Below are 12,693 nucleotides of genomic sequence, written 5' to 3'. Positions count from 1 at the left end.
ACAAAGGGAGGTTTTTATATGCGGAATCATACGACCTATAAAATGGTCTTAACTGCAATTTTGTCGGCGATTGGCGTCGTTGGCGGCAGTATGTTTGAATTTACGGTCGGAGTTGCCAAAGTGGCCCCGATGCAGCATTTGATTAACTTGGTGTCGGGCGTGCTGGTGGGGCCGTGGTGGGCGGTTACCCAAGCATTCATAACGTCGCTGATTCGAAATTTATTGGGAACCGGGACAGTCTTGGCCTTTCCCGGCAGTATGATTGGGGCCTTTTGCGTCGGCTGGCTGTTCCAGAAAACGCAAAAGCTGATTGTAGCGGCCCTGGGAGAATTAATTGGAACGGGCATTTTAGGGGCGATTGTCGCCTATCCGATTGCGCAGTGGCTGATGGGCACAACCGGTGCTGTATACCTGTTTATTCCCAGCTTCTTCTTAAGTGCACTGGTTGGCGTGATTTTTGGATACATCATTTTAAAGGCAATTTGGAAACGGATTATCGTGCCACAACAGGATAAGCTCGGAATCGGCAAGAAGTAATCAGGGCTTTTGGAAGGTTTCCCGGTAGTGGAATTTTCCGGGAATGATGTTTCGGGTATGCCAATTTCGCGGGAAATTGACAAGTGTTTCGGCATGCAGGACGGCCGCATAACCTAATTCGACTTTCGGCAGCCAAATGCTCGTCAATGACGGTGTTAGATAGGACGCAAACTCGAGATCATCGTAACTAATGAGCTTGAGATCCTTGCCTGGAACCACATTGTGTTTGGCCAGCCCTTTCATGACGCCGATTGATAGCGGGTCCGACGCCACTATCAGACCATCGATTTTGTGCCCGTATTGACCTAATAGCGCATCCGTTGCATCCATCGATTGCTTCGCGGTCCAATCAGTCAGCTTAATGATGGGGGTTCGGTTGTTATCTTGACACCATTTTTTATAAGCACCGGTTCTGGCATCTTCGACAATGACGCCGGATTTGCCGTCTATGTCAACCTCATGTCGGTTGCCGCCAATAAAGGCGATGGATTGGCTGATCCGGCCCATTTCGTCAAGTGCATGGGTCGTTAATTCAGCCAAATTGGTGTCGACAATATCGATTTGGTCATGGTCATAACTGCCGCTGTCGACAACGACCAAATTGGGGTTAACCGCTTTAATGGTTTTAATGGCGGCTTGTGAAATTGTACCGACAATAATGACCGCATCGTACTCTGCAAATCGGTGTGGATCAATACTTTTATCTGGTCGGATCACACGGGCGATGTTAATGTGGCGGGAATTTGCCGCTTCGTAAACGCCACGGCGAACAAAGCGCCAATATTCGTCGCGCGTTTCTTCTTCCAAGCTTAAAGTCGTCATCAACACAAAATTAAGCTGATTTTTAGATTGTTTGGGTTCCAGCGAATATTTGTAGCCCAATTTGTCTGCGACTTGGCGGACCTTATCGCGCGTTTGCTTGGCAACATACTCACTTTTTTCGGGGCTGAGCGCACGCGATACTGTTCCCGGCGAGACATGCGCCAGCTTAGAAATGTCCTTGATTGTAGCCATGTTCATTCACTCCTCAATTACAAAAGTTAAGACACTTAAATGCGATTAAATGTTTTAATAAATATTTCCACAGTTTTAATAAAATTAATTGACAATTTAACTGTAAACGTTTACATTCTAGATAGCAATTATTTTTTAAAATTTATTTTTGGAGGCAGAAATTTATGGCAAGTAACAACACTGTTACAACTGGTCGCAGGCTGACTTCACGACTGTCGTACTCATTTGGTGCGTTCGGTCATGACATGTTCTATGCGACGTTGTCAACATACTTTATCATGTTTGTTACCTCTCACTTGTTCGACAAGAGTGCGGGTGGACAAAACGATAAAATGATTTTCTGGATTACAACGATTATTTCGCTCTTGCGATTTGTTGAGTTGGCAATTGATCCATTTATTGGAAATACGATCGATAATACTGAAACCAAGTGGGGCCATTTTAAACCTTGGATCCTCGCTGGTGGGACGATCGGTTCGATTACATTAGCTATTTTATTCACCAACATGGGTGGCTTGAACCAATCAAACCCATTGCTTTATCTCTTGATCTTTGCTGTTTTGTACATCACCATGGATATCTTCTATTCATTTAAAGATGTTGGTTTCTGGTCAATGATTCCAGCAATTTCGTTTGATTCAGCTGAACGTGAAAAGACGGCAACCTATGCCCGTGTCGGCTCAAACATTGGTGCCAACATCGTGGGTGTGATCGTAATGCCACTGGTTGTCTTCTTCTCAATCAATGCCAACCACGGCCAAGGTGACATGCGAGGCTGGTTTGCATTTGGTGCCATCATTGGTTTGATCTCATGGTTATCAGCTGTTGTTGTTGCCATGGGAACTAAAGAAAATGATTCATTGCTTCGTAAGAATACTGAAAAGACTCGGATGCGTGACGTGTTCAAGGTTTTGGCACGAAATGACCAGTTAATGTGGTTATCGCTGACATATGGCCTGTACACTTCAGGCATTGCCATTACCAACTCTTTGGAACTTTACTACTTCACGTACATCATTGGAAAGCCTGGCGAATTCTCTGTATTGGCATCATTGAACATGGTGATTGGTGTTATTTCAGTATTGCTATTCCCACCATTGGCTCAAAAATACAGTCGTCGTAATGTTTTCTTCCTATCAATTAGTATCATGGTAGTTGCGATTATCTTATTCACCTTTGCGGGAACATCATTACCACTAGTTCTGCTCGCCGCAATTCTCTTCTACATTCCACAACCACTTATCTTCTTGGTTGTTTTGATGATTTTAAGTGATTCCGTTGAATACGGTCAGTTGAAATTTGGGCACCGTGATGAATCCTTAACCTTGGCTGTTCGGCCGCTGCTTGACAAATTAGGTGGTGCGCTTTCTAACTGGGTTGTCGGAATTGCCGCTGTTATGGCCGGCATGACCGCCGGTGCGACTGCAAGTGATATTACCACTCGCGGTCAAATTATCTTCAAGATGTTTATGTTCGGCGTTCCAGCGATTCTGATTTTGAGTGGAACGTTCATCTTCTTCAAGAAAGTTACTTTGGATGAAAAAGAACACGCCAAGATTGTTGATGAACTTGAGAAGACTTGGAATGAGCATTTGGAAACGAATGGTGAGGAATCAATGGCTGATATTGCCAAAGAAGTTGCCAAAGAAACAACTTACAAGGCACCAATCAGTGGTTCTATGCTCAAATTATCAGAAGTTTCTGACAAGAACTTTGCCTCCGGTACGATGGGTAAAGGACTTGCCATTAAACCAACGGATGGCAAAGTTTACGCGCCATTTGACGGAACGGTTGAAGCAACCTTCCCAACCCGACACGCGATTGGCTTGCGTTCGGATAATGGCATCCTAACTTTGATTCATATCGGAATTGGCACGGTTGAAATGCGTGGGACCGGATTTGTTCAGTATGTTCAAAAGGGCCAACACGTTTCGCAAGGCCAAGAATTGATTGAATTCTGGGATCCGGCAATTAAGAAGGCTGGTTACGATGATACTGTGATGGTTGTGATTAATAATTACAAGGACATCAAGGACTTTAATTACGTCGTTGAATCCGGTGATATTACTCATGGTGACGATTTACTCACATTATCGACACCGGAAGCTTCAGACGATAACGATGATCAAAAATAACGCTTAACAAACACTGAAAAGGGATTGATAAACGTGGCAATTAGAATTGAGGATCAGAATCTTCTGTTTCATTTACAGACGGACCACACCAGTTATATCTTTCGCGTAATGGAAAATGGGGAACTTGGCCAGGTTTATTATGGCAAACGGGTTCACTCGAAGCCTTCCTATGATAACTTGACGACAAAAGAGTGGCATAATGCTGCCACAGTTTGGCGCCTTGATCATAAGGATGTTCAACCGCAAGTACTCAAGCAGGAATATGCCAGCTTGGGGAAAGGGGACTTCCGTTACCCGGCTTATCAAGTTACCCAAGAAAATGGCAGCCGAATTACTGAATTCAAGTATGAAAGTTACGAATTGGTTGATGGCAAGAAGCGTTTGGCGGGGCTTCCGTCCACGTTTGACGACAATCATGATGATGCCCAGACATTAACCATTGCGTTGAGAGATCAATTGCTGGGGCTCGTGATGCACCTGAACTACACGATTTTTCCTCATCAAGATGTCATTATCCGCAGTGCGGAGTTCCAAAACCAGGGAAACGAAAAATTAACTTTGAATTCAGCTGCCAGTGCCCAACTTGATTTACCGGATGCAGATTATGATTTCATCCAGTTCTCGGGGGCCTGGTCGCGTGAACGACACATGATCAGAACGCATCTTCGCTCTGGTGTTCAAAGCATCGGCAGTCTTCGTGGGACGTCCAGTCATCAACAAAATCCATTTGTGATGTTGGCTCGGCCCAACACTGATGATGCCAGCGGTTCGGTCTTTGGCTTCAATCTGGTTTATTCCGGCAACTTTTCCGATCAGGTCCAAGTTGACCAATATGATGCCAGCCGCGTACTGGTCGGAATTAATCCAGAAGAGTTTGCTTGGAATCTCAAGCCTGGTGACAAATTCCAGACACCTGAAGCGGTCTTGAGTTACACAGATGCCGGAATGAACCAACTAAGCCAGCAAATGGGCGTTTTCTATCAGAATCATTTGGTTAATCAGCGCTTTGCCCATGAGCAGCGACCAACGCTCATTAACAATTGGGAAGCTACTTTCATGGACTTTGATGAAGATAAGTTACTGAGCTTTGCGACTACGGCCAAGAAGTTGGGACTGGAAATGTTTGTCCTGGATGACGGTTGGTTTGGTCACAGAAATAACGATGACAGTTCATTAGGGGATTGGTTTGTGAATGAACCAAAATTCCCGAGTGGCTTTGGCACCTTTACCCAAAAAATCCACGACTTGGGATTGAAGTTCGGCTTGTGGTTTGAGCCGGAAATGATTTCAATTGACAGTGAATTGTACAAAGAGCATCCGGATTGGTTGATCAACGCACCCGGACGGCATGCATCGCCGGAACGGCAACAGTTTGTTCTTGATATGACCCGACCGGAAGTGGTGGACTACCTCTTTGATGCAATGAGCAAAATCATTGATTTAACCAAGCTGGATTATATCAAGTGGGATATGAACCGCAATATTACTGAGACGTATAGTCCTCACTTGCGTGCTGCTGATCAGCTGGAAATGCCGCACCGATACATTCTGGGTGTTTACCAACTTTATGATCGCTTGGTAAAAGCTTACCCGGATGTGTTGTTTGAATCCTGCTCATCAGGTGGTGGCCGGTTTGACTTGGGAATGATGTATTATGCGCCACAAGCCTGGACTAGCGATGATACCGATGCCGTTGAGCGGATGTTGATTCAGTTTGGCACCTCATACGGTTACCCACAAATGATGATGGGGGCTCACGTTTCGGCAGTCCCTAACGATCAGGTTGGCCGGATTACATCGTTGAAAACCCGTGCGGCTGTTGCCTACTTTGGTGATTTTGGTTACGAGTTGGATATTACCAAGATGTCGCCCGAAGAACAGCAACAGATTAAAGAACAGACCGCGTTTTACAAGGAACACCGACAACTCTTCCAGTTCGGTAAGTTCTATCGAATCGATAATCCATTTGCCAACGGTGGCAACGTAATGAGCTGGGAAGTCGTGAGTGATGACAAACAGCACGCAATTGCTGCCCGATACCAGATTTTGAATCGACCAAATACCGGTTATATCCGCCTGTATCTCGAAGGACTTGATCCTGACACCAAGTACACGGTTAATGGCGGCAATGAACAATTTTACGGCGATGAGCTGATGAACGCCGGACTCTTCGTGAGTGATATTCTGCATGAAACCCACGGAACGGATCAGTCAGCTGACTTTAATTCGAAGCTGTTTGTGATTGATGCCGTGAAGTAAATTAAATTCGTTCAGAGTAAAATAATACCCTGGCAAGTAAAGGTCATCTCTACTTGTCGGGGTATTTTTTGTCTATTACACGACCGATCTGAAGTCAAAAATGGATGCGTAAGACTGGCTTTACTATTGAAATTAAGGAGATAGAACCGAATAACATTCCTAAATGTTTCATCACTTAATTCAAAGTGATTTCAATTCTTCCTTTCTTGTTCAGCCATAAAAGTTGTACTATAGAAAGAGTGACTTTTATTAAGAAAGAGGAGAATACCTTGTCTAAACGCGATATCCTGATTGTGACCTGTGCGCTGTTGCTATCAAACGCAATGAGTGGGCTGGATAACACAACCATCAATACTGCATTACCAGCTATTATATCCGATCTCCACGGAATTGAATTAATGGGGTGGATTGTCGCCGTCTTTTTGCTTGGGACTGCGGTTAGTACACCTTTATGGAGTAAATTAGGTGAGCACATTGGCAATAAACGCAGCTATCAGTTGGCCGCAACACTATTTGTCATTGGGTCATTTTTACAGGGGATGGCGCCCAACATTGTTTTTTTAATTCTCGCCAGAACGTTGATGGGAATTGGGAATGGCGGAACCGTTTCGCTACCCTACATTATCTATGCCAAAATGTATCAAAATCCGCGCAAACGAATGCAGGTCCTTGGCTTTGTCTCTGCCAGTTACAGTATGGCAACGATCATTGGTCCATTGGTTGGCGGATATATCGTCGACACATTTAGTTGGCACTGGGTCTTTTACTTAAACGTCCCAATTGGCCTGATTTCAATTATCCTGGTTCAAATTTATTATAAAGTCAGTCATGAAACTCGGCAAACACGAGCAGTTGATTATCGAGGCGCGATCATGATGACCGTCGGATTAGTCAGCCTGCTTGCCGGAATTGAAATGATTGGAAATGCCAACCTTTTGCTTGTTCTGACAGTGATTGGATTTGCGATTGTGGTATTAGTTGTCATGGCGGTACTCGAGGAGCAGGTTGATGACCCGATTATTCCAAGCCGCTTATTTAAGAACTTGCCATTGATGATTGATTTTGTCCTGTTTACGCTGATTTGGGGAGCATTTATCGCTTTTCTGATTTATAGTCCAATGTGGGCCCAGGGGTTATTGGCAACCTCGGCCTTAATTGGTGGGGCCACTCAGATTCCTGGCGCCTTTACGGATTTTCTGGGATCAGAAATTGTTGCGCCAATTCGAAACTTCTTGTCGCCACAACGGGTGATTGCCATGGGGATTATCATGCTGATGATTTCGTTTATCATCATGGTGATTTCCGGCGTGCAGACACCCTATTGGGTCTTGCTGATTGCCGGGGCTTTTGAAGGTTTTGGTAATGGGGCGTGCTTCAATGAGCTGCAGGTTAAGGTTCAACAAGATGCCGATCCAACTGATATCCCAATCGCAACGTCGTTTAGTTTTTTGATACGGATGTTAAGCCAGACGTTTACGGCTTCGATCTTCGGTATCATCATGAACAACGCGTTACGTGATGGGGTTAGCAAGTCCGGCGGTTCAATCACGATGAAGATGATGAACGAGTTAAGTGACGCATCCAGCAGTGGCGCATTACCACACCACTTGTTGCCGCAAATGCGGGTAATATTGTTTAACGGGCTTCATAACATTATGTGGCTGTCGTTGATCTTGATGATGATTTCCTTGCTGATTAACATTTGGGCGCAGAAGTTGGAACATGATAAGTTTTTGAAACAGCGAATGCAAATATAAATACTAAAGTCCCCATCAAAAGCCGGTTGTGCACTGGCTTTTGATGGGGACTTTTTAACTAATCGCTATTTCTTAGCACTCAGTGAAGCATCTTTAAACGTCGAAAGCGAAACGTTTGCGGTTGCTAAACTGTTGCCGGTAATTGTTTCAGCCTTGAAACTTACCCGATCACCTTCAGCGATGAACTGGAGTAATGGGTTGAAATTCTTCGCGGTTGTATCAATTTTATAAACTTGGTTGTTATTCTTTAGAATAAACAGCAGGCTATCATTGGTTCTGACAACTCGGTTGATGGTTCCTGAGATGGTTTTACTGGTTGGAACGCTGGCTGCCACGCCAGTCTTGGCTTCAACTCGTTGTTCAAAGATGGCCAACGTGCTTTGGGCATCATCACCAATGGCGTAGGTGCCGCTTTGGTTGTTACCGTCCGCAAGCAGGTAGACGTATTTCATAAACGAGTTATTATCCCGATCAAGCATCGAAACTACCCAAGTTGGATCACCGTTGATTCGATAGAGCAGTGGTAAGGTTCCTCGGTAGTTCTGTGGGTTGATATCCTGCTGGGCGTAAGAGATCGCCCGCTCAGGTGTCATCACGTTTCCGTGCTCACGGTAGTAATGAAGCGTGTTGGTTCGGGCATCCACGAACGTGTAGCCCAGAATTGAACTTTGATGCTCGTTGACACTGGTCATTCCGGTGAAGTAGTAAACCCGGCCCTTGTAAGCATAAGGCGTCAGCTTATCGCCACCCTCAGTTCCGGCAGTCGTTGGCTTCATAACGCCACTGTGGCCACCAAAGCTGGTCGCATTCCAGAATCCGTGACGATAACGACCAAAGAGTGACACTTCTTGGCTGACAAATTCAGGTGTGACGGCGATATCAACGAACTTTGGAACTTTCTTTGGTGAATAAACTTTTACTTTACCGGTAATTGTGTTTAAGACGGCAACTTTGTAGTGGCTGTAATCATAATTTCGATTCAGGTATGAAATTGGTTTGGCAAGTGTCCGCACATAGTAAGGAGTGCCGTTATCATCAATTTCAAGCTGTGCGGTTGCCCCGACCATGGTGTAGCCCAAACTGTGGGCGCTGATCCGGCGGTCGGCATCGTTGTTAAAGTAGGCACTTGGGGTGTACTTCATTGGTTTGGCGACAAATTTTGGATCGGCGTTTTTATCCGTCGCATTTGTTCTGAAATACCCCGGGACCTTTAGGTAGTGAATGTAACGCCAGAAACCACCGGAGAATTCAACGGGGGCAACGTAGATCATCTTACCTTTGAACATCTGAACCCGCATGTGATTGAGGTCGTATACGTTGGAATTTTTAAAACTGTTCAACGAGTTGTTCATATCGGTTGAAATCGTTTGAGGCGCGTTAACAACCGGTGTTTCAGCACTATTTTTAATGACGGGCATTGGCGCGTTCTTGGTGTCATCGTTCATATCCGTTTTGATGGATTGAACGGCAGGACGGGGATTCATTTGCGTCACCAGCGACGTGATGCTGCCTAATATAATGAAGACAATCACGGCAATGACAACTGCCATGGCGATTTTACCAATCCAGCCAAAGGTGCCGGTAAACCGCTCAACGATTTGCCCGACAACGCCGCTTTGAGTCTTGGTGCGGGCAACGGCGGCGTTTGGCGAATAGAGGAATCGGCGTAAGGCTGCGACGATAATCATTCCGGCAATGAACCACATCAGCCAGCCGTCAATCAATGACGGGTAGGCAAGATCCGGTAAATTAAAGTACGTATTGATATAGCTCACGATAAACATCAGCACGATGGCTAATGTTCCATACAAGCGACCCCGGCGATCTGCGATAATCAACAGCCAGATAAACGGAATGAGTAAACCTGACAGCTTAACCAGGGTAATAAGCGCAAAATAACTAAGCATGAAATTTCTCCCTTCAATCGGTTACATCATGTGTAATAAGTCAATTATACCTTACGTGAAGGTTAATACCTAACGCGGTTAAACCTATAATTCAGGGACTTGTTTACACCAAAGTATGACAAATGCATTCGACCCTAAATGGGTGCCGACAACCGGACCAATTTGACCAACTTGGAAGCTGGCGTTTGGATACTTTGGTTTCATGTCCGCACACCATTTGTTAACGGCAGGCAAATTATTGGTCCCCGTTAGCATGACGTGAATCGGATAGTCCAGCTTCTGATATTGCTGGTTAAATTCATCCTCTAAATGTTTGAGTGCTTTTTTCATTGTGCGAATCTTGCCGATTGCTTCAATTTGGTACTTCTCATTTAACGTGAGAATCGGCTTAATTCGTAGCAGGCCACCGGCAAATGCGGCCGCGTTGGTCAGCCGACCGCCAGTAACGAGATTTTTTAAGTCATCGACAACGAAATACTCATCCATCGTCGCTCGAATACGATCCAAATGGTCGATGATGTCGGTAACTTCAAGTCCTTGGTGAGCCAACATTGATGCGTATTTGACCAGATAGCCCATCGGCTCAATGGTAATGTGTGAGTCGTAGACGTGGACGTTGGCATTGGTGTAGCCCCGGACAACGGTGGTGAGATTGTTGACGAAGCCGGTAATGCCGGAAGTGAGATGGATGCTAATGATGTCATCATATCCCTGATTGGCTAAATTATCATACACTTTCAGCATTTCCATTGGTGTTGGTGGCGCCGTCGTCGGCAATTGTTTGGCCTTCGCCAACGCTGTGTAAAATTGTTCGTTGGTAATATCAATACCTTCGCGATACGTGATCCCGTTCATGTTCACGACAATCGGGACGACAAACACGTTGGCCATTTTCTGAACAGTATCATCTGAAAGGGCTGCTGTGCTGTCGGTGACGATCGCAACTTTTGTCATGAGTCCACTTCCATTCTTTATTTAATAATAAATCGATTATATCATATAATCCGTTAGGCCATGATGGATTTGTTAGAATTTGCCGGCTGTTGATTAGGAGGGAATCCCCGAAATGAAGAAATTTTGAATTATGATAAAATTCTCATCAAATCACTCGGAAATTATGAGAGCCAAAATGGAGAAGATGTGAAAACAGCAAAAATAAATTCGGAACTTTTTTCCAAACTAATAGTTGAATTGATTAATCAGTGGTATCAACGATGATAGCGCCAGCATGGTAGCAATTTAACGCCATTAATTCGGCTGGTTATCAATCAATTTTAAATCAGGTGTTGACATTGGCGTGTCAAGATGGTTAAATGATAACAATTTCATTTTTATCATTTAGTTCTCATGCAATTATAATTATAAAAAGCGAGGTAATGCCAATGGATACAGAAGCAAATAAGCCAGTAGAAAAACTGACAGTCAAAGATTACGTATACTTAGTTTCAGCCGGTGTCTCAAACGCCGTCCTAGTTATGTTAGGGGTTGGATTATTAACCCAAACCATTGCCAACTTCGTGAACTGGCCACAATTACATCAAATCGGCTCAATTGCTCAGTGGCTCTTAGCTCCAGCATTCGGTGCCGCCGTGGCCTCACAATTAAAAACCAACACACTGGTCCTGTTTAGTTCCATGATTGCCTCAACTGTTGGCGCAAACGCCGTTTACTTCATTTCATCCGGCGTTCATGCCGCAACCGCAACGGGTAATCAAATGGCACAAGTAGCTGGAAACGGGGTCTTTACAACTGGTCAACCTATTAGTGCCGTTGCTGCCGGATTAATTGCTGCCTTAGTTGGTAAATACTTAACCGGTAAAACGCCGCTTGATATGATGTTAGTTCCACTTGCCGCAACTTTAGTCGGTTCAATCGCAGGGTTGGGCCTTGCAAGTGTCACCACGCCAGCACTTAACTGGCTGAGTGCGTTCATCGCCCAATCAATGCAAATCAACCCAATCGTCGGTTCAATGGCTGTTGCACTAGCATGGTCACTCTTCTTGATGACACCTGCCTCATCAGCTGCTCTGGCAGTTGCTGTCATGCTTGATCCACTTTCATCAGGGGCTGCCTTGATCGGAACCACCGCTCAATTCGTTGGGTTCACGGTCATCTCATGGCGTCAAAACAACCTTGGTGCCAATATCGCCCAGGGTTTCATCACACCAAAGGTTCAGTTCCCGAACTTGCTGGCAAACCCACGACTGGCAATTCCGTCAATGACTGCCGCAGTCGTGGCCGCACCAATTGCAACCATGTTCTTTGGTTTCAAGGTACCCTACACATTAGGTGGACTAGGCTTGAACTCATTTATCGCCCCACTTAACCTGGCATCAACCAACATGAACATGTTCGTTGCTTATCTGGTAATGGGAATCGTTGTCCCAGCTGTTATCTCAATCGTGCTCTACAGAGTTCTGCTCGGCATGCACTGGGTTAAGGATCAACAATTGCATCTCGAAATTGTTTAATTTCACTTTAGCAACAAAATAACTAAAACAATAACAACAAATAGAAGCCCTGGAGCAAACTTGCTCTGGGGCTTCTATTTTTGATTATTATACTTATTATGTTTAGTGAACGATTGCTGTTACTTTGGAAACTGAAGTAGCTGTGTAATGCTGATAGTGAATAGCAGGATATTTTGGCTCCCCATTTATACCTGTAATTTTATAACCGATCTTGACAGTTTTCCAATTCTTATCAGGTGTAATGAAGACCCAAACGACTTTTGACAGGTCGTTATTTTCCGACCCGTTTAGTACGTATGTAGTGTAATCGTGTGTGTAAATCATCCACTTGCATCTGATCGTCCCAGTAGCTGTATTTTTAATGACAAAGCCATCTTTAACAGCGTAAAAGTACATATGTCTTGGAACGGAGTTAGTCCCCTGATTGACCGTGGTACGCCAATATCTTCCTTGAATTGGGGCGGGAAAGCCATCGTGTACCCGATTGGCACTGGCCGTCGAACTGAACGTAACTGATAATACTAAGATTCCCACGAATGATATGATCCACTTGACAATCTTGTTCATGATAATTCCCCCTGTTGGTAACTTTTTAACACCTAAATCGAGATTA

9 protein-coding genes are annotated in these 12,693 nt (G+C 44.7%); 5 read left to right on the top strand and 4 right to left on the bottom strand.

Features of this window, described 5'->3' with window-relative positions; translation table 11 throughout:
- Nucleotides 1-18 precede the first annotated feature (18 nt).
- Nucleotides 19-537 carry an energy coupling factor transporter S component ThiW gene (gene thiW / locus FC51_RS10570; RefSeq protein ID WP_057910799.1) on the top strand — a complete coding sequence of 173 codons (519 nt, stop codon included), beginning with the start codon at nt 19-21 and terminating at the stop codon, nt 535-537.
- Here the strand turns inward: thiW and FC51_RS10565 are convergent, their stop codons facing one another.
- Entirely contained in the window at nt 538-1,551 is a 1,014-nt protein-coding gene (locus FC51_RS10565) for a LacI family DNA-binding transcriptional regulator (protein ID WP_057910798.1), read from the bottom strand.
- A gap of 164 nt (nt 1,552-1,715) precedes the next feature.
- Here FC51_RS10565 and FC51_RS10560 point away from each other — a divergent pair, with 164 nt between their 5' ends.
- From FC51_RS10560 to FC51_RS10550, 3 genes are all read left to right on the top strand, one after another.
- Nucleotides 1,716-3,686 (top strand): sugar MFS transporter, encoded by a 1,971-nt coding sequence (locus FC51_RS10560; RefSeq protein WP_057910797.1) that lies wholly within the window; start codon nt 1,716-1,718, stop codon nt 3,684-3,686.
- Between the two features lie 33 nt (nt 3,687-3,719).
- Nucleotides 3,720-5,945, top strand: coding sequence for an alpha-galactosidase (locus FC51_RS10555; RefSeq protein WP_057910796.1), 2,226 nt, complete (start codon nt 3,720-3,722; stop codon nt 5,943-5,945).
- A 269-nt stretch (nt 5,946-6,214) separates the two neighbouring features.
- Nucleotides 6,215-7,702 carry an MFS transporter gene (locus FC51_RS10550; protein WP_075141130.1) on the top strand — a complete coding sequence of 496 codons (1,488 nt, stop codon included), beginning with the start codon at nt 6,215-6,217 and terminating at the stop codon, nt 7,700-7,702.
- 65 nt (nt 7,703-7,767) lie between these two features.
- On the opposite strand, the gene FC51_RS10545 is transcribed toward FC51_RS10550, so the two are convergent.
- Together FC51_RS10545 and FC51_RS10540 are read right to left on the bottom strand one after the other, a co-directional pair.
- Complete coding sequence (locus FC51_RS10545; protein WP_057910795.1) at nt 7,768-9,609, bottom strand: hypothetical protein; 1,842 nt, start codon at nt 9,607-9,609, stop codon at nt 7,768-7,770.
- An 84-nt stretch (nt 9,610-9,693) separates the two neighbouring features.
- A complete protein-coding gene (locus FC51_RS10540) occupies nt 9,694-10,563 on the bottom strand; it encodes a DegV family protein (RefSeq protein ID WP_057910794.1) in 870 nt (289 codons plus the stop codon).
- A gap of 422 nt (nt 10,564-10,985) precedes the next feature.
- On the opposite strand from FC51_RS10540, the gene FC51_RS10535 reads away from it, so the two are divergent.
- Nucleotides 10,986-12,080, top strand: coding sequence for a PTS sugar transporter subunit IIC (locus tag FC51_RS10535; protein WP_372583788.1), 1,095 nt, complete (start codon nt 10,986-10,988; stop codon nt 12,078-12,080).
- A 102-nt stretch (nt 12,081-12,182) separates the two neighbouring features.
- Here FC51_RS10535 and FC51_RS10530 read toward each other — a convergent pair.
- Nucleotides 12,183-12,693, bottom strand: a 511-nt coding sequence (locus tag FC51_RS10530) for a hypothetical protein (RefSeq protein ID WP_235806484.1), incomplete at its 5' end; no start/stop codon positions are given.

This window comes from Lentilactobacillus parabuchneri DSM 5707 = NBRC 107865, from assembly GCF_001435315.1.
GTDB classification, from domain to species: domain Bacteria; phylum Bacillota; class Bacilli; order Lactobacillales; family Lactobacillaceae; genus Lentilactobacillus; species Lentilactobacillus parabuchneri.
The sequence above is the reverse complement of the archived record's forward strand: the minus strand, read 5'-3'. Positions and strand labels throughout refer to the sequence as shown.